The organism is Brachybacterium sp. GCM10030252, assembly GCF_042666535.1.
Classification (GTDB): domain Bacteria; phylum Actinomycetota; class Actinomycetes; order Actinomycetales; family Dermabacteraceae; genus Brachybacterium.
Genome location: NZ_JBHTDM010000033.1, coordinates 72,401 through 95,790, shown reverse-complemented (window position 1 = coordinate 95,790; position 23,390 = coordinate 72,401). Strand labels below are relative to the sequence as shown.

Genomic DNA, 23,390 nt, shown 5'->3' with positions numbered 1-23,390 from the left:
TGATGAGCTCCGCCCGGACCACGACACAGAGAGAAGAGCAATGGCTCCCAAGAAGAAGATCGCGAGCGTCATCAAGCTCCAGATCCAGGCCGGCCAGGCCACACCTGCGCCGCCCGTGGGTCCCGCGCTCGGCGCTGCCGGCGTGAACATGATGGAGTTCGTCAAGGCGTACAACGATGCGACCGCCGATCAGCGCGGCAACATCATCCCGGTCGAGATCACGGTCTACGAGGATCGCTCGTTCACCTTCATCACGAAGACCCCGCCGGCCGCTGAGCTCATCAAGAAGGCCGCCGGCCTCCAGAAGGGCTCGGCCACTCCGCATACGGACAAGGTCGGCACGATCACCCAGGCTCAGGTCCGCGAGATCGCGGAGACCAAGATGCCTGATCTGAACGCGAACGACATGGATACCGCGGCGAAGATCGTCGCCGGGACCGCTCGTTCCATGGGCATCACGGTGGAGGACTGACGAGATGGTATTCCGTAGCAAGGGTTACAAGGACAGCGCGGCCAAGGTCGAAGCGGGCCGCGAGTACTCGCCGCTGGACGCCCTGCGTCTGGCCCAGAAGACCTCCCCGGCGAAGTTCGACGCGTCCGTCGAGGTCGCCATGCGTCTGGGCGTCGACCCGCGCAAGGCCGATCAGATGGTCCGCGGCACGGTCAACCTGCCCAACGGCACCGGTAAGACCTCCCGCGTCATCGTCTTCGCGACCGGTGCGCAGGCCGACGCGGCCCTCGAGGCCGGGGCCGACGAGGTCGGCGACGACGAGCTCATCGAGAAGGTCGCCGGCGGCTGGACCGACTTCGACTCGGCCGTCGCCACGCCGAACCTGATGGGCAAGGTCGGTCGACTGGGCCGCGTGCTCGGCCCCCGCGGCCTCATGCCGAACCCCAAGACCGGCACGGTCACGATGGACACCGCCAAGGCCGTGTCCGACATCAAGGGCGGCAAGATCGAGTTCCGCACCGACCGTGCAGCGAACCTGCACTACCTGATCGGCAAGGTCTCCTTCACCGATCAGCAGCTGGTCGAGAACTACGTCGCCGCCCTCGATGAGATCCTCCGGCTGAAGCCGTCCTCCTCGAAGGGCCGCTACATCTCGAAGATCACCGTGTCCACCACCATGGGCCCGGGCATCCCGGTCGACGTGAACCGCACGCGCAACCTCCTCGAGGACACCGACGAGGCCTGATCCGGCAGTCTGATCGGGCCTGATCGAGCTCCTGCGAGCTTGTGGCCGGTCGGAGATCAGTCAGTCCGGTCCGGCACGGCCGGCCCGTCGCGCCATAGTTCGGCACCTGGGATTCATGCTCACTCGAGCATGCGTCCCAGGTGCCGAACTGCATTCGTGGGGCGGTGCTGTGAGGCACTTCGCTCCACGCGGGGTAGTGGCTCGCGCCGCGTCCCGGTAGTCTGTAGGCACCGAAGACCGCCGGTCGTCGCCCTCGACCCCGAGAGCGACCGAAGAAATCCCGCACGGGATGGCCTGCGCAGGTGTAGAAGCGACCTCGCACGGTCGTGCCCATCCGGTATGTGCCGGAGCCCTCGCGGCGCGGGCATCACGTGCGAATGAGGCCTCGACACCTGCGTGTCGAGGCCTTTTCCGTGCCTGAGGACGACTTCACCCGTCGGCGAGAGACCTCTGGAAGGAGGGCCATGGCGAATCCCGACAAGGTGGACGCCGTCTCGGAGATCGCGGATCTGTTCCGCGAGTCCGATGCCGCCGTCATCACCGAATATCGCGGGCTCAGCGTGGGGGAGCTCCAGGAGCTCCGCCGCTCACTGGGTTCCGAGACGACGTACGCCGTGGTGAAGAACACGCTCACGGAGATCGCCGCCCGCGAGGCCGGCATCACCGCTCTCGATGGCACGCTCAGCGGTCCGACCGCTATCGCCTTCATCAAGGGTGAGCCGGTGGAGCCTGCGAAGGCTCTGCGTGACTTCGCCAAGACGCACGACAGGCTCGTGATCAAGTCCGGTCTCTTCGAGGGCAAGGCGCTCTCGAAGGAGGACGTCCAGAAGCTCGCGGACCTCGAGTCCCGCGAAGCGATGCTGGCCTCGGCCGCCGGCGCCATGAAGGCGTCGCTGTCCAAGGCTGCCGCAACGTTCGCCGCGCCGCTGTCCAAGACGGCACGCGCCGTGGACGCACTGCGCGCCAAGCAGGAGGCCTGAGGCCCTCGGGCCCCACGCTTCCGCAGTCCGCAGCCTCAGGGCTGCACCCGGAGCCCCTGAGCGGGGCACCGGACCGCAAGACCTGGCGCAGTGCGCCGCCTTACACCGCAGGGACCACGTCCCGCTTACAGGAAGGAACGCCACCATGGCGAAGCTCAGCAACGACGAGCTCATCGAGGCTTTCAAGGAAATGTCCCTCATCGAGCTCTCCGAGTTCGTGAAGCAGTTCGAGGACGTCTTCGACGTCACCGCCGCCGCTCCCGCGGCCGTTGCCGCCCCGGCCGGCGGTGGCGGCGAGGCTGCACCCGCCGAGGAGGAGAAGGACGAGTTCGACGTCATTCTCGATTCGGCCGGGTCCGCCAAGATCGCCGTCATCAAGGAGGTGCGCGCCCTGACCTCCCTCGGTCTGAAGGAGGCCAAGGCGCTCGTCGACGAGGCCCCCAAGCCCATCCTCGAGGGCGTCAAGAAGGACGACGCCGAGGCCGCCAAGGAGAAGCTCGAGGAGGCCGGCGCGACCATCAGCCTCAAGTGATCACCGGCGCTCGCCCTGGCGAGCGCCTGGCTTGAGGGCGGTCTCACCGCCTGCAGACTCGCTCTGCTGCCCGAAGGGCCGTCCCGCTTCCGCGGGGCGGCCCTTCGTCGTGCCTGCGGTCCACGCGCTCACGCGCTGCGTCGGCGCGGCCGCGACGTGCGGCCGCGGAGTGCGACCGTGCGCCCGCGTGGCGCGACCGCGCGACACGAGACCCCCGCATCGCGCGCGGCCTGCTTGACTCCGGCGGGATTTGCGTCCATTCTGTCTGCCGTACGGAGCTGTTCCTGCCGCATGCGCCCCGCTGAGCCGAGCTCGCGGAGGCCGGTCGAGCCAGACGGGCAGGAGGCACCGGACGAAAATTTCCGCGCCAGGCATATAGCGGCCGACGCGGATGGACCGGCCACGTCGCGGGCCTTGTGTCCATCCGCGATTTTGTGTATGCTCAGTCCTTGCGCTGCGCGTCGCCCGTAGGTTCTGCTGCTCTGCTCGTCTTCGACGTCATTGTTGGCTGCTCTGCCTGCTCCACTGCCCTGACGGGTGTTCGCCGCGCCTGGGATTCCGTCATCGGCCTGTGGAAGGACCCCCCTTGGCTGCCTCGAGCACCGATCGCACCACCGACATCGCACTTCGCACCGCCTCCCCTCGCGTCACCTTCGCGAAGCTCGGCGACCCCATCGACGTTCCGGATCTGCTGAGTCTGCAGACCACCTCGTTCGACTGGCTGCTGGGCAACGAGCGCTGGCAGGAGCGTGCCGCCGAGGCCGCTGCCGCCGGTCGCGAGGACGTCCCGCAGAGCTCCGGGCTCGCGGACATCCTCGAGGAGATCTCTCCTATCGAGGACTTCGCGGGCAACATGTCCCTCTCCTTCCGGGACCACACCTTCGACGACCCGAAGTACACGGTCGAGGAGTGCAAGGAGAAGGACCTCACCTACGCCGCTCCGCTGTACGTCATCGCGGAGTTCATGAACAACGAGACCGGTGAGATCAAGACCCAGACGGTCTTCATGGGCGAGTTCCCGCTCATGACCGACAAGGGCACCTTCATCATCAACGGCACCGAGCGCGTCGTCGTCTCGCAGCTGGTCCGCTCCCCGGGTGTGTACTTCGAGGAGAACGTCGACAAGACCAGCGACAAGCACGTCTTCAGCGCGAAGGTCATCCCCTCGCGCGGCGCCTGGCTCGAGTTCGAGGTCGACAAGCGCGACCAGGTCGGCGTGCGCATCGACCGCAAGCGCAAGCAGTCGGTGACGACCCTGCTGCAGGCACTGGGCATGTCCCACAGCGACATCCTCGAGGAGTTCGGCGAGTTCGAGTCGATGCGCTCGACGCTGGAGAAGGACCGCATCTCCTCGCAGGACGAGGCGCTCATGGACATCTACCGCAAGCAGCGCCCGGGCGAGCCGCCCACGCGCGATGCGGGCGAGGCCATGCTCAACAACCTCTACTTCAACGCCAAGCGCTACGACCTCGCGAAGGTCGGTCGCTACAAGATCGGCAAGAAGCTCGGTCTCGAGGGCAGCCTGTCGGAGTCCACCCTCCGCCTCGAGGACATCGTCGCCACGATCAAGTACATCGTCGCCCTGCACGACGGCGTCGGGGAGTACACCAGCTCCGCCGGGAAGGCCGTGCGCGTCGAGACCGACGACATCGACCACTTCGGCAACCGTCGCATCCGTGCGGTGGGCGAACTGATCCAGAACCAGATCCGCACCGGTCTCTCCCGCATGGAGCGCGTCGTCCGCGAGCGCATGACCACGCAGGACGTCGAGGCGATCACCCCGCTCACGCTGATCAACATCCGGCCCGTCACCGCGGCGATCAAGGAGTTCTTCGGAACCTCCCAGCTCTCGCAGTTCATGGACCAGAACAACCCGCTGTCGGGCCTGACCCACAAGCGTCGCCTCTCGGCGCTCGGCCCGGGCGGCCTCTCCCGTGACCGCGCCGGCATGGAGGTCCGCGACGTCCACCCGTCGCACTACGGCCGCATGTGCCCGATCGAGACCCCTGAGGGCCCGAACATCGGCCTGATCGGCTCGCTGGCGACCTTCGCGCGGATCAACCCGTTCGGCTTCATCGAGACCCCGTACCGCAAGGTCGAGGGCGGCCTGGTCACCGACGAGATCGTCTACCTCACGGCGGACGACGAGGACCGGCACATCATCGCCCAGGCCAACGCCAAGATCGGCGAGGACGGGCGCTTCGTCGAGGACCAGGTGCTGGTGCGTCTGGCCGGCGGCGACCCCGACCTGGTCGATGCGGCCGACGTCGACTACATGGACGTCTCCGCGCGTCAGATGGTCTCCGTCGCCACCGCGATGATCCCGTTCCTCGAGCACGACGATGCCAACCGCGCCCTCATGGGCGCGAACATGCAGCGCCAGGCCGTGCCGCTGCTCCGCGCCGAGATGCCGCTGGTCGGCACCGGTATGGAGCGTCGCGCAGCGGTCGACGCGGGTGACGTGGTCGTCGCCGAGAAGGGCGGTGTCATCGAGGAGCTCTCGGCCGACCTCGTCGTCGTGATGGCCGACGACGGCACCCGGCAGACCTACCCGATCGGGAAGTTCCAGCGCTCCAACGCCGGCAACTCCTACAACCAGCGCGTGCTGTTCGACGAGGGTGACCGCGTCGAGGCCGGCTCGATCCTGGCCGACGGTCCCTCGACCGACCAGGGCGAGCTCTCGATGGGCAAGAACCTGCTGGTCGCCTTCATGTCGTGGGAGGGCCACAACTACGAGGACGGCATCATCCTGTCCTCGCGGCTGGTCCAGGACGACGTGCTCACCTCGATCCACATCGAGGAGCACGAGGTCGACGCCCGCGACACCAAGCTCGGCAAGGAGGAGATCACCCGGGACATCCCGAACGTCGGCGACGACGTGCTGGCCGATCTCGACGAGCGCGGCATCATCCGCATCGGCGCCGAGGTGGAGCCGGGCGACATCCTCGTCGGCAAGGTGACCCCGAAGGGCGAGACCGAGCTGACCCCGGAGGAGCGCCTGCTGCGCGCCATCTTCGGTGAGAAGGCCCGCGAGGTGCGCGACACCTCGCTGCGCGTTCCCCACGGCGAGTCCGGCACGGTCATCGGTGTGCGCGTGTTCACCGATGACGAGGACGGCGACATCCTCCCCACCGGTGTCAACGAGATGGTCCGCGTCTACGTGGCCCAGAAGCGCAAGATCACCGGCGGCGACAAGCTCGCCGGCCGCCACGGCAACAAGGGCGTCATCGCGAAGATCCTGCCGGTCGAGGACATGCCGTTCCTGGAGGACGGCACCCCGGTCGACATCATCCTCAACCCCATGGGCGTGCCCGGCCGCATGAACATCGGCCAGGTCATGGAGACCCACCTGGGCTGGATCGCGAAGTCCGGCTGGGACCTCGACCCCGAGGACGAGGTGTCGGCCGAGCTTCCCGAGGCGGCTCTGCACGGCGAGCCCGGCACCCCTGTGGCCGTCCCGGTCTTCGACGGCCTCTCGGCCGAGGAGGTCACCGGCCTGATCGCCAATCACAGCCCCAACCGGGACGGTGTGCGGATGGTCAAGGAGGACGGCAAGGCGCAGCTGTTCGACGGTCGCTCCGGCGAGCCGTTCCCGGAGCCGATCTCCGTGGGCTACATGTACATCCTGAAGCTCCACCACCTGGTGGACGACAAGCTGCACGCGCGGTCGACGGGCCCGTACTCGATGATCACGCAGCAGCCGCTGGGCGGTAAGGCCCAGTTCGGCGGCCAGCGCTTCGGTGAGATGGAGGTGTGGGCCCTCGAGGCCTACGGCGCCGCGTACGCCCTGCAGGAGCTGCTGACGATCAAGTCCGACGACATCTCCGGCCGCGTCAAGGTCTACGAGGCGATCGTCAAGGGCGAGAACATCCCGGAACCGGGTATCCCGGAGTCCTTCCGCGTGCTGCTGAAGGAAATGCAGTCGCTGTGCCTGAACGTGGAGGTGCTCTCCAGCGACGGCACCGCCCAGGAGGTGCGCGAGAGCGACGAGGAGGTCTTCCGGGCCGCCGAGGAGCTCGGGATCGACCTGTCCCGCCGGCCCCACGAGGGCGTCGGCTCCATCGAAGAGGTCTGAGCGACGGGAACCCGGGAGCGCGCAGCGGTCGCAGGAATCCCCGCACCTGCAGCGCCTCCCGGACCCCTCCCTCGGCCCCCCGTTCCCTCAGACCCCACGACTTCCGATCGAGAGAAGGACACCTGTGCTCGACGTCAACACCTTCGATGAGCTGCGCATCGGCCTCGCCACCGCCGATGACATCCGCGGCTGGTCCCACGGCGAGGTCAAGAAGCCGGAGACCATCAACTACCGCACCCTGAAGCCCGAGATGGACGGCCTGTTCTGCGAGCGCATCTTCGGCCCCACCCGGGACTGGGAGTGCTACTGCGGCAAGTACAAGCGCGTGCGCTTCAAGGGCATCGTCTGCGAGCGCTGCGGCGTGGAGGTCACCAAGTCCTCCGTGCGCCGTGAGCGCATGGGTCACGTGGAGCTCGCCGCTCCCGTCACCCACATCTGGTACTTCAAGGGCGTTCCCAGCCGTCTGGGCTACCTGCTCGATCTCGCGCCGAAGGATCTCGAGAAGATCATCTACTTCGCCGCGTACATGATCACCGCGGTGGACGAGCAGGCCCGCCACGAGGACATGCCGGAGCTGCAGGCCCGTTTCGACCTGGAGATCAAGGAGCTCGAGAACGAGCGCGACTCCGCGATCAACCAGCGTGCCGTCTCCGCCGAGAAGGACCTCGCCCAGCTCGAGGAGGAGGGCGCCAAGGCCGACGCGAAGCGCAAGGTCCGCGACTCCTCCGAGCGCGAGCAGTCCCAGATCCGCAAGAAGTACGACGCCGAGATCGCTCGCGTCACCGCGGTGTGGGAGCGCTTCAAGTCCCTGAAGGTCGCCGACCTCGAGGGTGACGAGCAGCTCTACCGTGCGATGAAGCTGCGCTACGGCACCTACTTCGAGGGCGGCATGGGCGCCGAGGCGCTCCAGAAGCGCCTGCAGGACTTCGACCTCGAGGGGGAGGCCCAGGCTCTCCGCGAGGTCATCGCCAACGGCAAGGGCCAGAAGAAGGCCCGCGCCCTGAAGCGCCTCAAGGTGGTCTCCGCCTTCCGCTCGACCACGAACTCGCCGGCCGGCATGGTCCTGGACTGCGTCCCGGTCATCCCCCCGGATCTGCGTCCGATGGTGCAGCTGGACGGTGGCCGTTTCGCGACCTCCGATCTCAACGATCTGTACCGTCGCGTGATCAACCGCAACAACCGCCTCAAGCGGCTGCTGGACCTCGGGGCTCCCGAGATCATCGTGAACAACGAGAAGCGCATGCTGCAGGAGTCGGTCGACTCGCTGTTCGACAACGGCCGGCGCGGCCGTCCGGTCACCGGACCGGGCAACCGCCCGCTGAAGTCGCTCTCGGACATGCTCAAGGGCAAGCAGGGGCGTTTCCGTCAGAACCTGCTGGGCAAGCGCGTGGACTACTCGGCGCGCTCGGTCATCGTCAACGGCCCGCAGCTGAGCCTGCACCAGTGCGGCCTGCCCAAGGGCATGGCGCTGGAGCTGTTCAAGCCCTTCGTCATGAAGCGCCTGGTCGAGCTCTCGCACGCGCAGAACGTGAAGGCGGCCAAGCGGATGGTCGAGCGGGCGCGTCCGGAGGTCTGGGACGTCCTCGAAGAGGTCATCACCGAGCACCCGGTGCTGCTGAACCGTGCCCCGACCCTGCACCGTCTGGGCATCCAGGCGTTCGAGCCGCAGCTCGTCGAGGGCAAGGCCATCCACCTCCACCCGCTCGTGTGCGCCGCGTTCAACGCGGACTTCGACGGTGACCAGATGGCTGTCCACCTGCCGCTGTCGGCCGAGGCCCAGGCCGAGGCCCGCATCCTGATGCTGTCCTCGAACAACATCCTCAAGCCCTCGGACGGCCGCCCGGTCACCATGCCCGCGCAGGACATGGTCATCGGTCTGTACCACCTCACCACCGTGCGCGAGGACGTCCCGGGCGCCGGGCGCTCCTTCGCCTCGGAGGCCGAGGCGATCATGGCCCATGATCGCGGCGAGCTGCACCTGAACGCCCCGGTGAAGATCCGCTTCACCGACATCGTTCCCGGCAACGACTGGGAGGCCCCGGAGGGGTGGACCGAGGGTGACCCGATCACCCTGGAGACCACTCTGGGCACCGTCTACTTCAACGAGGCGCTGCCGGAGGACTTCCCGTTCGTCCAGGGCCAGGTCGGCAAGAAGCGTCTGGGCGGCATCGTCAACGCGCTGGCCGAGAGCTACGACAAGGGTCAGGTCGCCGCGTCGCTGGACGCGCTGAAGTCCTACGGCTTCTCCTGGTCGACCCGCTCTGGTGCCTCCTTCGCGCTCTCGGACGTCGTCACCCCGCCGAACAAGGCGGAGATCGTCGCCCGCTTCGAGGCCAAGGCCGCCCAGGTCCAGGAGAACCGGGACCTCGGTCTGGTCTCCGAGGCCGAGCGCAACATGGAGCTCATCGACATCTGGACCGAGGCGACCAACGAGGTCGACAACGCCATGCGTGAGAACTTCGAGTCGACCAACACCATCTACCGGATGGTGGACTCGGGCGCCCGCGGCAACTGGATGCAGATCCGCCAGATCGCCGGCATGCGCGGCCTGGTGAACAACCCCAAGGGTGAGATCATCCCGCGCCCGATCCTCTCCAACTACAAGGAGGGGCTCTCGGTCCTGGAGTACTTCATCGCCTCGCACGGCTCCCGCAAGGGCCTGGCGGATACGGCGCTGAAGACGGCACAGTCCGGCTACCTCACCCGTCGTCTGGTCGACGTCTCGCAGGACGTCATCGTCCGCGAGGACGACTGCGGCACCACCAAGGGCCTGGTCATCCCGATCGCGGTCGAGGAGGCCGGCGCGCTGCGCACCCACGAGCACGTGGAGTCCACGGCGTACGGACGCGTCCTGGCCACTGCGGCCATCGGCGCCGACGGCGAGGAGGCGGCCCCGGCCGGCTTCGAGGTGGGCGACGTCCAGATCGAGCAGCTGGTCGCGGCCGGCGTGCGCGAGATCAAGATCCGCTCGGTGCTGACCTGCGATTCGGCAGTGGGCACCTGTGCCCAGTGCTACGGCCGCTCGCTCGCGACCGGCCAGCTGGTCGACATCGGCGAGGCCGTCGGCATCGTCGCGGCCCAGTCCATCGGTGAGCCCGGCACGCAGCTGACCATGCGTACGTTCCACTCCGGTGGTGTGGCCAGCGCCGACGGCGACATCACCCACGGTCTGCCCCGTGTCCAGGAGCTCTTCGAGGCCCGCACCCCGGCCGGCTTCGCGCCGATCACCGAGTTCGCGGGTCGCGCCGAGATCGAGGAGAACGACAAGCAGCGCCGGATCACCGTGACGCCGGACGACGGCTCCGACCCGGTCACCTACACGGTCTCCAAGCGTGTGACCCTGCTGATCGGCGACGGCGACCATGTCGCGGTCGGCCAGCAGCTCACGCAGGGCTCGGTGGACCCGAAGCAGGTCCTGCGCATCCTCGGCCCGCGCGCCGTGCAGCAGCACCTGGTCGACGAGGTGCAGAAGGTGTACATCTCGCAGGGCGTGGACATCCACGCCAAGCACATCGAGGTCATCGTGCGCCAGATGCTGCGTCGCGTGACGATCATCGAGTCCGGTGACACCGACCTGCTGCCCGGCGACTTCGCCGAGCGGGTCGCGTTCGAGCGCGAGAACCGCCGGATGCTCGCCGAGGGCGGGCAGCCCGCCTCCGGTCGTCCGGAGCTGATGGGCATCACCAAGGCGTCCCTCGCGACGGACTCGTGGCTGTCGGCGGCCTCCTTCCAGGAGACCACCCGCGTGCTCACCGAGGCCGCCCTGAACCGCAAGAGCGACTCGCTCATGGGGCTCAAGGAGAACGTCATCATCGGCAAGCTGATCCCCGCCGGGACCGGCCTGTCTCGGTTCCGCCGCATCGCGGTGGAGCCGACCGACGAGGCCAAGGCGCAGATGTACCAGGTGCCCGGATACGACGAGCTGGACTTCTCCGGCTTCGGTCAGACCGGTGCGGTGAACCTGGACGACATCGACTACGCCGATCCGTTCCGCACGGATTTCCGCTGAGTCGCTGACGGCTGCGGCGTCGTTGCGCTGAGGACCCTGCGGGGGTGCCCGGCGGACCGGCCCGCGTGACCGGCATGAGGGGCGGTCCCACTTCGGTGGGGCCGCCCCTCGTCGCGTCCGGGGACCCAGCGGAGCACTGTGCGGGCTGCGCAGTCCCTCCTGAGCCCGGCGTGGGCGTCGACGACGGGAACCGGGTTCGCGGGACCCGTGGGCGGGACCCGTGGGCGGGACCCGTGGGCGGCCCCGTGGGCGGCCCCGTGGGCGGCTCACGTGGGCGGATCCCGTGGGCGGGACGCGTGGGCGGGACCACGCGGCGCAGAGCCGACGGCCCGCCCGGCGTGACCTGTCGGACCCGGAAGTTCACGTGCGGGTAAAGACCTCTTGGGTGGGAGCCCAAACCCTCGTCGAACGCCTTCACAGCAGGCGAAAAGGACGAAACGATGGGTCCTGGCAGTTCCCGTGCGACCTTCCCCCGCTGCGCTTCGCCCCCGAACGCGCGCTCGTGCCGGAACGCCCGTGCCCCGCTCGGGGCACTCGCGCTCAGGCAACGACTGCCGCCCCGCTGTGGCGGCCGAGGAACAGGTGGAACAGTGAAGAAGACTCCGTGGATCATCGCGGCTGCGACCGCGGCCGTCGTCGGCGTCGGCGGCGGCGGAACGGCCTATGCCGTCTCCAACGAAGCCGCCGTGACGGTGTACGGCGAGCAGCAGCAGGTGCGTACGTTCAGCCCCACCGTCGCCGAGCTGCTCGAGGCCCAGGGCATCGAGGTCAAGGACACCGATATGGTCGTGCCCGGTCTCGGTGAGCAGGTCACTGACGGTATCGAGATCCAGATCATCGAGCGCACGCCGGTCACCGTGAGCATCGATGGCGAGGAGCAGGAGCTGCTGACCACCGGTGACACCGTCGCCGACGTGCTCGAGGAGGTCGACTACGACGCCGACGGCGCCGCCGTGACCCCGGCCCCCGAGACCGAGCTGTCCGAGGTGGAGGACGGCATCGACGTCGTCACCGCGAAGACCGTGACCTTCGTCGGCCAGCGCGGCCAGGACACCTTCACGATCGCTGCGAAGACGGTCGGCGAGGCGATGGAGCGTCTGCTCGGAGACATCGAGGACACCGACACGAGCGAGCCCGGCCGGGACACGGCTCTCGAGGACGGGGTGACGGTCCAGGTCACGCGCGTCCGCGAGGAAGAGCGGACCGAGACCGAGGAGATCCCGTTCGAGACCAAGACGGTTGAGGACGACGAGCTGCTCGAGGGCAAGACCAAGGTCACCACCGAGGGCAAGAAGGGCTCCAAGGAGAAGGTCTACGCCGAGAAGACCGTCGACGGGGAGGTCACCGAGTCCGAGCTGGTCTCGGAGGAGGTCGTCACCGAGCCGGTCACCGAGGTCATCGCCGAGGGCACCAAGCCGGCCCCGGAGCCCGAGCCCGAGCCGGAGCCCGAGAGCGACACCGAGGAGAAGTCGAGCAGCTCCGACTCCTCCGACGAGGCGAAGGAGCGCTCCGGCAGCAAGTCCAGCCGCAGCTCGGAGCGCGAGGAGAACGACGGGAACACCGGCGCGTCCGCACCGTCGGTGTCCTCCGGCTCCGTGTGGGACCGTCTCGCCCAGTGCGAGTCCGGTGGTGACTGGTCGATCAACACGGGCAACGGCTTCTACGGAGGCCTGCAGTTCACGAAGTCGACCTGGCGCGCGTTCGGTGGCGGCAAGTACGCCTCCTCGGCGCACCTGGCCACCCGCGAACAGCAGATCGAGATCGCCAAGAAGGTCCAGGCCGGCCAGGGCTGGGGCGCATGGCCGTCCTGCACCGCGAAGCTCGGCATCCGCTGACCCGAGGCGTCACGGCCGGTTCGCCCGAGACCGGCAGCACATCACGAGCGCGCCGCGAACTCCTCGCGGCGCGCTCGTGGTCTGTCGAGGCCGCCCGCGTCGGCGCCCATCTGCTAGGGCGCCCGCGTCGGCGCCCACCTGCTATGGCGCCCGCAAAAAGATGGTCGCCAGCGTCGGGTCACCCCCATTTTCGGACGTGCACCTGCGCTCACGGCCATTTTGTGGTGGGAGAAGCCGAGGCAGGCCGCCGCGCGCGCTGAGGCGTGCCCTCATCCCGGTGCCACCCCCGGGCGCCGGACCCTCCCGCGCCGTCACGAGCCGTGATGTGATCTGCGTCGGAACCAGGCACAAGCTTTGACCGCATGCACGCGGCCTCAGTAGACTGCCGTTGCGTCCGGAGTGCCCTCTGGTCGTGACCCGGGACGAGATCCGCGAAAACCCTTCGGGGCAGCCGCGGATTGGTGTCCCCCGCGAGGAGCGGATCCTTGCGGCGTGCCCGATTTACGGAACCGGCGGCCATGCCCGGCCCCGTCCCGCGGGCGCCGATCACGGTCCTTCCGGACGCCCGTCGGGTGCCATCACTCGTCGGGCGGGTCGAACCGCTGACCATCCTCGGGCATGGGGACGGCGATTCGGGTCGCCGACCGTGCGAGCGGTCGAAGAAGTCGATCCGTCGGTGCGAACAGCGCCGATGGCTGAACAGAAAGAGAAGCTGTGCCCACAATCCAGCAGTTGGTGCGCAAGGGGCGGGACGCCAAGTCCACCGCCTCGAAGACGCCCGCGCTCAAGGGTTCGCCCCAGCGCCGCGGCGTCTGCACGCGCGTCTACACCCAGACTCCCAAGAAGCCGAACTCGGCACTGCGCAAGATCGCGCGTGTGCGCCTCTCGAGCGGCATCGAGGTGACCGCCTACATCCCCGGCGTCGGCCACAACCTGCAGGAGCACTCCATCGTGCTCGTCCGCGGCGGCCGTGTGAAGGACCTGCCGGGCGTGCGCTACAAGATCGTGCGTGGCTCCCTCGACACCCAGGGCGTGCGCGGCCGTCAGCAGGCCCGCTCCCGCTACGGCGCGAAGAAGGAGAAGAAGTAATGCCTCGTAAGGGCCCCGCTCCCAAGCGCCAGCTGGTCGTCGACCCCGTCTACGGCTCGCCGATCGTCACCCAGCTCATCAACAAGATCCTCCTGGACGGCAAGAAGACCGTCGCCGAGGGGATCGTCTACGACGCCCTCGAGGGCTGCCGTGCCAAGAACGACCAGGATCCGGTCGTGACCCTGAAGAAGGCGCTGGACAACATCCGTCCCAGCCTCGAGGTCCGCTCCCGCCGCGTCGGCGGTGCGACCTACCAGGTCCCGATCGAGGTCAAGCCGGGCCGTGCGACCACGCTGGCGCTGCGCTGGCTGGTCAGCTACTCCCGCGCGCGTCGTGAGCACACGATGACCGAGCGTCTGATGAACGAGATCCTCGACGCCTCCAACGGCCTCGGCGCCGCTGTCAAGCGTCGCGAGGACACCCACAAGATGGCCGAGTCCAACCGGGCCTTCGCCCACTACCGCTGGTGAGTTCCGGTGGGGTCCGTCCCGTGCGGGCGGACCCCACCGACTGCCCTCCGGCACGTCGACCAGCTCCCGTTCTGCAGAAAGGCATAGCCCGTGGCACTCGCAGTGCTCAGTGACCTCACAAAGGTCCGAAACATCGGCATCATGGCCCACATCGATGCCGGTAAGACCACCACGACCGAGCGCATCCTGTACTACACCGGGGTCAACTACAAGATCGGTGAGACCCACGACGGCGCCGGCACGATGGACTGGATGGAGCAGGAGAAGGAGCGCGGCATCACCATCACGTCCGCCGCGACCACCTGCTACTGGCACGACAGCCAGATCAACATCATCGACACCCCGGGCCACGTCGACTTCACCGTCGAGGTGGAGCGCTCGCTGCGCGTGCTCGACGGTGCGGTCGCCGTGTTCGACGGCAAGGAGGGCGTGGAGCCCCAGTCGGAGACCGTGTGGCGCCAGGCCGACAAGTACGACGTCCCGCGCATCTGCTTCGTCAACAAGATGGACAAGCTCGGCGCCGACTTCTTCTTCACCGTCCAGACGATCATCGACCGTCTGAAGGCCAAGCCGCTGGTGATGCAGGTGCCGATCGGCTCGGAGAGCGACTTCAACGGCATCGTCGACCTGGTCGAGATGAAGGCCTACGAGTGGCCCGAGGTCTTCCCCGAGGACATGCCCAAGTTCGGCAAGAAGAAGGGCGACGCTGCTCTCGGCCAGTACCAGGTCGAGATCCCGATCCCCGAGGACGTCCAGGACACGGTCGACGAGTACCGCGCCAAGCTGGTCGAGGACGTCGCCGAGAGCTCCGAGGAGCTCATGGACAAGTACCTCGAGGAGGGCGACCTCACCGTCGACGAGCTCAAGTCCGGTATCCGGGCCCTGACCGTCAACTCCGAGGCGTACCCGATCTTCCTGGGCTCCGCGTTCAAGAACAAGGGCGTCCAGCCCATGCTCGACGCGGTCATCGACTACCTGCCCTCCCCGCTGGACGTGCCCCCGATGGTCGGCCACAAGCCGGGCGACGAGGACACCGAGCTGACCCGTAAGCCCGACTGGGACGAGCCCTTCTCCGGCCTCGCCTTCAAGGTCGCCGCGCACCCGTTCTTCGGGACGCTGACTTACGTGCGCGTCTACTCCGGCCAGGTCAAGACCGGCGAGCAGATCCTCAATGCCACCACCGGCAAGAAGGAGCGCGTCGGGAAGCTGTTCCAGATGCACTCGAACCAGGAGAACCCGGTCGAGGAGGCCTTCGCGGGCCACATCTACGCGTTCGTCGGCCTGAAGGACACCACCACCGGTGACACCCTGACCGACTCGTCGAACCCGATCCAGCTCGAGTCCATGAGCTTCCCCGACCCGGTCATCAACGTGGCCATCGAGCCCAAGACCAAGGGCGACCAGGAGAAGCTGGGCGTGGCCATCCAGAAGCTCGCCAAGGAGGACCCCACCTTCCAGGTGGAGCTGGACGAGGAGACCGGCCAGACGGTCATCAAGGGCATGGGCGAGCTGCACCTCGACATCCTCGTGGACCGCATGCGCCGCGAGTTCAAGGTCGAGGCCAACATCGGCAAGCCCCAGGTGGCCTACCGCGAGACGATCAAGCGCACGGTGGAGAAGTACGACTTCACCCACAAGAAGCAGACCGGCGGCTCCGGCCAGTTCGCGAAGGTGCAGATCACCTTCGAGCCTCTGACCGATGCCGAGGAGGGCGTGTTCTACGAGTTCGAGAACAAGGTCACCGGCGGTCGCATCCCGCGCGAGTACATCCCGAGCGTGGACGCGGGCATCCAGGACGCGCTGGAATCCGGCATCATCGCCGGCTACCCGGTGGTCAACGTCAAGGCCAGCCTGATCGACGGCGCCTTCCACGACGTCGACTCCTCGGAGATGGCGTTCAAGATCGCCGGCTCCATGGCTGCCAAGGAAGCCCTCCGCCAGGCGAAGCCCGTGCTCCTCGAGCCGGTCATGAGCGTCGAGGTCCGCACTCCGGAGGACTACATGGGAGAAGTCATCGGCGACCTGAACGCGCGACGCGGTCAGGTGCAGTCGATGGAGGACGTGAGCGGGATCAAGGCCATCCGTGCTCTCGTCCCGCTGTCCGAGATGTTCGGGTACGTCGGCGACCTGCGGTCCAGGACCCAGGGGCGTGCGATGTACACGATGCAGTTCGACAGCTACGCGGAGGTCCCCTCCAGCATCTCGGAAGAGATCGTCGCGAAGACCCGGGGCGAGTGAGAAGCCGAGGGAACGGGTAGGCTCCTTCTCCTGTTCCCCCGCGCTTCCATCGGACCTCCGTCCTCGTGGACGGAACCCGATCCCGATCCAGAAGTACCACGATAAGAAGTCCTAGGAGGACACCACCATGGCGAAGGCCAAGTTCGAGCGGAACAAGCCGCACGTCAACATCGGCACCATCGGTCACGTCGACCACGGCAAGACCACGCTGACCGCTGCGATCTCCAAGGTCCTGTACGAGCAGTACCCGGACCTGAACGAGCGTCGAGACTTCGATCAGATCGATAACGCGCCGGAAGAGAAGCAGCGCGGCATCACGATCAACATCTCGCACATCGAGTACCAGACGGAGAAGCGTCACTACGCGCACGTCGACGCTCCCGGCCACGCCGACTACATCAAGAACATGATCACCGGTGCGGCCCAGATGGACGGTTCGATCCTCGTGGTCGCCGCCACCGACGGTCCGATGGCGCAGACCCGCGAGCACGTGCTGCTCGCCCGCCAGGTCGGCGTGCCCTACATCGTCGTCGCCCTGAACAAGGCCGACATGGTGGAGGACGAGGAGATCCTCGAGCTCGTCGAGATGGAGGTCCGCGAGCTGCTGGCTTCCCAGGACTTCGACGAGGACGCCCCCGTCATCCAGGTCTCCGCGCTCAAGGCCCTCGAGGGCGACGAGAAGTGGGTCAAGTCCGTCCAGGACCTGATGGCCGCTGTGGACGACAACGTTCCGGATCCGGAGCGCGACATGGACAAGCCGTTCCTCATGCCCGTCGAGGACGTCTTCACCATCACCGGTCGCGGCACCGTCGTCACCGGCAAGGTCGATCGCGGCAAGCTCGCCATCAACTCGGAGGTCGAGATCCTCGGCATCCGTGAGGCGCAGAAGACGATCGTCACCGGTATCGAGATGTTCCACAAGCAGATGGACGAGGCGTGGGCCGGCGAGAACTGCGGTCTGCTCCTGCGCGGTACCAAGCGCGAGGACGTCGAGCGCGGCCAGGTCGTCGTGAAGCCGGGCACCATCACCCCGCACACGAACTTCGAGGCGCAGGTCTACATCCTCTCCAAGGACGAGGGCGGGCGTCACAACCCGTTCTACTCGAACTACCGCCCGCAGTTCTACTTCCGCACCACCGACGTCACCGGCGTCATCACGCTGCCCGAGGGCACCGAGATGGTCATGCCCGGCGACAACACCGAGATGTCGGTCGAGCTGATCCAGCCGATCGCCATGGAGGAGGGCCTCGGCTTCGCCATCCGTGAGGGTGGCCGCACCGTGGGCTCCGGCCGGGTCACCTCGATCCAGAAGTGATCTGCGCGGGGGAGACCCCGTTGCGGTGAGGCGGCCGTGCACACGGTCGCCGCATCATCCAGAAGGCCCCGGACCGGGTTGACCGGTCCGGGGCCTTCTGCATGCCCGGCTGTCCGTGCCGTCCCCGGCCCCGGTTCCGCCGGGCTTCGCGCGGTGGGTGTCTGCGTCCCGAGGCCGCAGATGAGACTGGGAGGCCATACCCCGTCGGTCCGGAAAGCGGTGGGTGGTCACGTCCTGCCGGTCACAGCGTCCTGCCGGTCACAGAAGAGCCCCTGGCCCGCCGCTAAGCGGGGCAGGGGCTCTCGTCGGTGGAGGAGGCCGATCGGCACGTCAGCTCAGCGCTCCGAGCTGCCACGCTCCTGGTTCTCCTGCGCCTCCTGCCCGTGCTCCGGCGGCCGGTCGGCATCGAACTGGCCGTAGCCGCGGCCGCCGGCGGCGTCGAACTGCCCGGCGTCCGGCTGCGGGACCCCGTACTCCTCACCGGACGCGGCCTGTGTCTGCGGAGCCTGGCCGGACCCGGCCTCACCCTGCACGGACTCGCCCTGCATGGACTGGCCGTGCATCGGAGTGCCGGCGGGCTGGCCGAAGCTGGGGCGGCCGCTGCGGGAGCGGCCCTCCGCGGTCGGCTGAGGCGCTGCGGCCGGAGCCGGCTGACCGTAGGTGGGGCGGGAGCGCCCGCCGGGCTGCGGTGACCCTGGCTGCTGGGCGTCCGGCTGCTGGGAGCCCGACGGCGGGCCTGCGGCCTGTCCGGGCCCAGGGTGCTGCGGCGAGGGCTGCTGCGGGGAGGGCTGCTGCGGGGACTGCCAGGACTGGCCGTACCCGGCGGCCGGCGGCGTCTGACCGCCGTGCCCGGGCAGTGCGGTGGCCGGCGACTGCGGCGCCGCCGCGGGGGAGGCGCCGGTCTCGGCCAGCAGGCGGCGCGCCTGATCAGCGTGCTTGTGCTCGACCAGGAGCTCGTACTGCATCGGGATCGTGGCGGTCATGGAGGTGAAGTCCCGCCGGCCACCGGTCATGGCGTACCCGATCACGGCCCACACCGTGAAGAACACGATGCCCATCAGGATGCTGGTCAGGATGACCATGACGTTGCTGGGCGTGATCAGCATCAGCAGCAGTCCCAGGAACAGGCCCATCCACAGTCCCGACAGCACGCCCTGGCCCACCACGCGGCCCCAGGTCTTGCGTCCCGTGACGCGCTCCATGAGCTTGAGATCGGTGCCGACGATCAGGGTGCTCTGGACGGGGAACTGGTTGTCGGCGAGGGTGTCGACGACGGACTGCACTTCCTGGTACGTGCTGTAGACACCGAGGGACCGCGGGTACTCCAGGTCGTACAGGCGCGCGGTCAGGGGGGAGGCGGTGTGCGGTGGCTGACTCATGGCCCCACGGTAGAACAGGGGGCCGCGCCCGGGCTGAAGCTTGTCCGAACGGTCGCTGGACACGTCAGGGCGTGCGTCGGTGGCATCACCGGGGCGGAGCAGCCGATTACGATCGGGACTCGCTCCGAGCGTATGAGGCTCACGTCACACGCGCTGTGGGTATGGTCCGTGCCACTGCATCACGTCCCTGACACCACTCGACGAAGAGGCCACGATGAACGACTCCGAGAGCTCCTCGCTGGAGACCCCGCTGGACCGCCTGGGCGCCTCGCGCCGTCGGTTCCTCGCACTCGCTTCCTCCGGTACCGGTGCGGCCGCGCTGAGCGCCTGCGCCGCGGGCGGCGGCGGGGGAGACGATGACAGTGGCGGTGCTGCCCCGGAGGGCGGTGGGGACGTCAGCGACGACAACCCCTTCGGCGTCGCGGGCTCCGACCCCGTCGAGGTGATCGTCTTCGACGGTGGCTACGGGGACCAGTACGCCGTCGATGCGGGGGAGAAGTACTCCGAGCTGTACCCCGACGCCGAGGTCGACGTCAGCTCGACCGTGAACATCCAATCCGACCTCCAGACCCGGTTCATCGGCGGGGACCCGCCGGACCTGTTCGACAACGCCGGTGCCCAGTCGATGAACGCCAGCGCTCTGATCTCCGAGGGCAGCATCGCCGACATCGGCGCCCTGATCGAGGCACCGTCGCTGGATGGCGGCACCGTCGGGGAGTCGCTGCTTCCCGGCGTGCTGGATCCGGGCACGTACTCCGGCACGGTCTACGCGATCAACTACGTCTACGAGATCTTCGCCCTGTGGTACTCGGCCAGCCAGTTCGAGGAGAAGGGCTGGGAGCCGCCCCGCACGTGGGACGAGGTGATGACCATCGCCGAGGCCGCGGCGAGCGAGGACCTGGCGATGTTCCCCTGGGGTGGTCAGAACGCCGCGGACTACTACCACGAGCTCGCGCTGTCGATGGCGATCAAGGAGGCCGGCCCGGACCTGTCCCGCAAACTCGACCTGCTCGAGGACGATGCCTATCACCAGGACGCCGTCGTCGCCGCCTTCACCGCCATCGAGGACGCTGTCTCGGCCGGCTACTTCATGGCCGGCGGGGCCGGGATCCAGCACACCGAGGCCCAGACCCAATGGGTCACCGGCAATGCCGTCATGTACCCGTCGGGGTCCTGGATCGAGAACGAGCAGGCCGGTGTCACGCCCGAGGACTACCGGATGACGGGTGTGCCGGCTCCGATGCTCACGGACGCCGCCGCCATGGGCGAGGCCGCGGTCCACGGCACCGCCGGCGAGCCCTTCTTCGTACCCGCCGAGGCCGCCAACGGCGCCGGGGGCATGGAGTTCCTGCGCATCATGCTGTCGAAGCAGCAGTGCCAGAACTTCTCGGAGATCACGTCCTCCATGACCGTCGTCAAGGACACCATTCCCGAGGACGCCTTCGGCTCCACGGCGCTCGCTTCGGTCAACGAGATGATCACGGCTGCCGGCGAGGACGTCTTCAACTACAACTTCGCTGCCTGGTACAACATGGGCACCGTGTTCAAGCCGCTGTGGGCGGAGTTCCTCAACGGCGACATCACCGCCGACCAGGCCATCGAGCGGTCGCAGGCCGCCATCGACGAGGTCCGCGAGGACGAAGGTATCGAGAAGTTCGACGTCGAGTGATGGCAGCGGTCCCCACCTCCGCGCCCCCGGCGGGCCCCAGGCGCTCGCGGGGGGCGCGGAACCGCCTCACCCCCGGTCGGCTCCTGTTCTTCGCACTCTTCCTGGGCCTGCCGCTGCTGGTCTACGTGCTGTTCGTGGTCTCCCCGTTCCTGCAGGCGTTCTACTACTCGCTGACCGACTGGCGCGGCCTGTCCCAGGCTCCGCGATTCATCGGGCTGGACAACTACGTCTCCCTGTTCCAGGACCCGGGATTCCGCAGGGCCCTGGCCAACAACCTGATCTACATGATCGTGCTGCCCACGATCACCATCACGCTCGCCTTCGCGCTCGCCGTGCTGGTCACCGTGGGCGGGGACAGCCGCGGCCGGATCCAGGGCATCCGGGGCGCCACCATCTATCGGGTGGTCAGCTTCTTCCCCTACGTGATCCCCGCGGTCGTCGTCGGCATCCTGTTCGCCTTCATCTACTCGCCCAACGGCGGCCTGCTCAACGGCATCCTCAACGTGCCGCTGGGTCTGTTCGGCCAGGAGGTGCACATCGGCTGGCTCGGTGATCGGCGATTCGCGCTCGCCGCGATCATCGCGGCCGTGGTCTGGAGCCTCGTCGGTTTCTACATGGTGCTGTTCGTCGCCGCCATCAAGTCGGTCCCGGCCGAGGTCATCGAGGCGGCCCGCATCGACGGGGCGGGGCGCCTGCGCCTCGCGGTCGGCGTCATCCTGCCGATGGTGCGGGAGAACGTCTCCACCGCCGCCGTGTACATGGGGATCCTGGCGCTGGACATGTTCGTCTACGTCAGCGTCATGACGCCCACCGGCGGCATCGGCAAGAGCACCGACGTGGTCTCGCGCCTGCTGTACGAGACGGCCTTCACCAGCTCGCAGTTCGGGCGCGCCTCGGCGATGGGCGTGGTCATGGCGCTGCTGACGATGCTGATGGCCGTGATCGTGCTGTTCTCCACCCGGGAGAGGGAGCGCCGATGAGCACCGAGACCCCGACGCAGAACGCCCCGTCGGCCCCCGATCTTGCCGTGCCCGCCTCGCGGCGGACGAAGCGCACGGGCGGCGATCGCGCCTTCGGCATCCTCGCGCAGACGATCCTGGCCGCGTGGGCGCTGGTGGTGGTGCTGCCGCTGATCTGGACGGTCTTCAGCTCGTTCAAGACCTCGCGCGGCATCCTCGCCTCCCCGTTCGCGCTGCCCGAACGGCTGAACCTCGACAACTTCGTGCGGGCGTGGGAGCAGGCGGGCATCGGCCGGTTCTTCGGGAACACGGTGCTCGTGGTCGGCTGCGCCCTGGTGCTGGTGATGCTGCTGGGAGCGATGTGCGCCTACGTGCTCGCGCGCTACGAGTTCCCCGGCCGGCGGATCATCTATTACGCCCTGATCGCGGGGCTGACGTTCCCGCTCTTCCTGGCCGTGGTGCCGCTGTTCTTCATCATGGAGTCGATGCAGATCCGGGGCACCTACTTCGGGCTGATCATGGCCTACGTGGGCTTCGCCCTCCCGTTCACGGTCTTCTTCCTCTACGCCTTCTTCCGGCAGCTGCCCGAGGAGATCTCGGAGGCCGCGGCGATCGACGGGGCGGGGGATTTCCGCACCTTCTTCCAGGTGATGCTGCCGATGGCGGGCCCCGGGATGGCCAGCGTGACCATCTTCAACTTCCTCGGGCTGTGGAACCAGTTCCTCATCCCCGTGGTGCTCAACACCGACCGCGACAAGTTCGTGCTCGCCCAAGGCCTCGTCAACATGCAGGCCCAGCAGGGCTACAACTCGGACTGGGCGGCGATGTTCGCCTCCGTGACGATCACGATCCTGCCGGTGCTGATCGTCTACATGATCTTCCAGCGTCAGCTGCAGGGCGGGATGGACCCCAGCACGAACAAGTGACCGCCTCCGCGCTGGACGTCGGGCGCCGCGCCGTCGACGAGGCCCGACGTCATCCTGCTCCGCCGACGGGCGCGATGCCCGTGTGACCGGGTGCACCCGGGGTCCTCTTGTGGCCTCGAGTGCGCGTCTGGCAGACTGTTCGAGTTGTCTGCGCGGGCCGACATGCCCGGTTCCGTTCTCCATGGTCTCCGGATCACGGCGAATGATCACCGGATGAGGTCCGTCCCGAGGATGCGAACGATGCACCTGCATCGAGTGCGCATCGTCAGAGGGAAGAAGTCGCAGAAGCAGCCGATCCTCGGTGGCCGAACGCTGGATTCTTATGTCCCGCGGAGGCCGACACGCCCGTCCTCGGGTGCCGGGGTCGGGTGCATCCATGCCAGACGAAGAAGAGAGACAGGACGCCATGGCGGGACAGAAGATCCGCATCCGGCTCAAGTCGTACGACCACGAAGTGATCGACAGCTCGGCGCGCAAGATCGTCGACACGGTCTCCAGCGCGGGCGCGACTGTTGTGGGCCCGGTGCCGCTGCCGACCGAGAAGAACGTGTTCGTCGTCATCCGGTCGCCGCACAAGTACAAGGACTCCCGTGAGCACTTCGAGATGCGCACGCACAAGCGACTGATCGACATCGTCGATCCCACGCCCAAGGCCGTGGACTCGCTCATGCGCCTCGATCTGCCGGCGGACGTCAACATCGAGATCAAGCTCTGAGGC

The 23,390-nt window shown here is 67.8% G+C and carries 16 protein-coding genes; 15 read left to right on the top strand and 1 reads right to left on the bottom strand.

All coding sequences use genetic code 11. The features are described 5' to 3' along the window. Positions 1 to 40 precede the first annotated feature (40 nt). The 11 genes from rplK to tuf all read left to right on the top strand — a co-directional run bounded on the left by rplK (position 41) and on the right by tuf (position 17,739). Positions 41 to 472: a 50S ribosomal protein L11 gene (gene rplK, locus ACFQRJ_RS14940; protein WP_377020010.1), complete on the top strand. Its 432-nt coding sequence runs from the start codon at positions 41 to 43 to the stop codon at positions 470 to 472. 4 nt (positions 473 to 476) lie between these two features. Continuing rightward, the gene (gene rplA / locus ACFQRJ_RS14935; protein ID WP_377020009.1) at positions 477 to 1,196 is read left to right on the top strand and encodes a 50S ribosomal protein L1; all 720 of its coding nucleotides are present in this window, start codon (positions 477 to 479) and stop codon (positions 1,194 to 1,196) included. A gap of 464 nt (positions 1,197 to 1,660) precedes the next feature. Beyond that, positions 1,661 to 2,176 carry a 50S ribosomal protein L10 gene (gene rplJ, locus ACFQRJ_RS14930; RefSeq protein WP_377020008.1) on the top strand — a complete coding sequence of 172 codons (516 nt, stop codon included), beginning with the start codon at positions 1,661 to 1,663 and terminating at the stop codon, positions 2,174 to 2,176. Positions 2,177 to 2,321: 145 nt separating this feature from the next. Next, positions 2,322 to 2,708 (top strand): 50S ribosomal protein L7/L12, encoded by a 387-nt coding sequence (gene rplL, locus ACFQRJ_RS14925; protein WP_377020007.1) that lies wholly within the window; start codon positions 2,322 to 2,324, stop codon positions 2,706 to 2,708. A 586-nt stretch (positions 2,709 to 3,294) separates the two neighbouring features. Continuing rightward, positions 3,295 to 6,783: a DNA-directed RNA polymerase subunit beta gene (gene rpoB / locus ACFQRJ_RS14920; RefSeq protein WP_377020006.1), complete on the top strand. Its 3,489-nt coding sequence runs from the start codon at positions 3,295 to 3,297 to the stop codon at positions 6,781 to 6,783. A 124-nt stretch (positions 6,784 to 6,907) separates the two neighbouring features. Continuing rightward, positions 6,908 to 10,792: a DNA-directed RNA polymerase subunit beta' gene (locus ACFQRJ_RS14915; RefSeq protein ID WP_377020005.1), complete on the top strand. Its 3,885-nt coding sequence runs from the start codon at positions 6,908 to 6,910 to the stop codon at positions 10,790 to 10,792. A 590-nt stretch (positions 10,793 to 11,382) separates the two neighbouring features. Continuing rightward, entirely contained in the window at positions 11,383 to 12,627 is a 1,245-nt protein-coding gene (locus ACFQRJ_RS14910; protein ID WP_377020004.1) for a resuscitation-promoting factor, read from the top strand. Between the two features lie 714 nt (positions 12,628 to 13,341). Further along, a complete protein-coding gene (rpsL, locus tag ACFQRJ_RS14905; protein WP_377020002.1) occupies positions 13,342 to 13,716 on the top strand; it encodes a 30S ribosomal protein S12 in 375 nt (124 codons plus the stop codon). Beyond that, the gene (rpsG, locus tag ACFQRJ_RS14900; protein ID WP_377020000.1) at positions 13,716 to 14,186 is read left to right on the top strand and encodes a 30S ribosomal protein S7; all 471 of its coding nucleotides are present in this window, start codon (positions 13,716 to 13,718) and stop codon (positions 14,184 to 14,186) included. The genes rpsL and rpsG overlap by 1 nt, the downstream gene beginning before the upstream one ends. 90 nt (positions 14,187 to 14,276) lie before the next feature. After that, a complete protein-coding gene (gene fusA, locus ACFQRJ_RS14895; protein WP_377019999.1) occupies positions 14,277 to 16,424 on the top strand; it encodes an elongation factor G in 2,148 nt (715 codons plus the stop codon). A 127-nt stretch (positions 16,425 to 16,551) separates the two neighbouring features. Next, a complete protein-coding gene (gene tuf / locus ACFQRJ_RS14890; RefSeq protein WP_377019998.1) occupies positions 16,552 to 17,739 on the top strand; it encodes an elongation factor Tu in 1,188 nt (395 codons plus the stop codon). Between the two features lie 335 nt (positions 17,740 to 18,074). Here tuf and ACFQRJ_RS14885 read toward each other — a convergent pair whose 3' ends face one another. Continuing rightward, positions 18,075 to 19,118: a general stress protein gene (locus tag ACFQRJ_RS14885; RefSeq protein ID WP_377019997.1), complete on the bottom strand. Its 1,044-nt coding sequence runs from the start codon at positions 19,116 to 19,118 to the stop codon at positions 18,075 to 18,077. 214 nt (positions 19,119 to 19,332) lie between these two features. On the opposite strand from ACFQRJ_RS14885, the gene ngcE reads away from it, so the two are divergent. From ngcE to rpsJ, 4 genes are all read left to right on the top strand, one after another. After that, positions 19,333 to 20,787: an N-acetylglucosamine/diacetylchitobiose ABC transporter substrate-binding protein gene (gene ngcE / locus ACFQRJ_RS14880; RefSeq protein WP_377019996.1), complete on the top strand. Its 1,455-nt coding sequence runs from the start codon at positions 19,333 to 19,335 to the stop codon at positions 20,785 to 20,787. Beyond that, complete coding sequence (locus tag ACFQRJ_RS14875; protein ID WP_377019994.1) at positions 20,787 to 21,767, top strand: carbohydrate ABC transporter permease; 981 nt, start codon at positions 20,787 to 20,789, stop codon at positions 21,765 to 21,767. The genes ngcE and ACFQRJ_RS14875 overlap by 1 nt, the downstream gene beginning before the upstream one ends. Next, the gene (locus ACFQRJ_RS14870) at positions 21,764 to 22,672 is read left to right on the top strand and encodes a carbohydrate ABC transporter permease (RefSeq protein ID WP_377019993.1); all 909 of its coding nucleotides are present in this window, start codon (positions 21,764 to 21,766) and stop codon (positions 22,670 to 22,672) included. The genes ACFQRJ_RS14875 and ACFQRJ_RS14870 overlap by 4 nt, the downstream gene beginning before the upstream one ends. A 406-nt stretch (positions 22,673 to 23,078) precedes the next feature. Next, complete coding sequence (gene rpsJ / locus ACFQRJ_RS14865; RefSeq protein ID WP_038371325.1) at positions 23,079 to 23,387, top strand: 30S ribosomal protein S10; 309 nt, start codon at positions 23,079 to 23,081, stop codon at positions 23,385 to 23,387. Positions 23,388 to 23,390 lie beyond the last annotated feature (3 nt).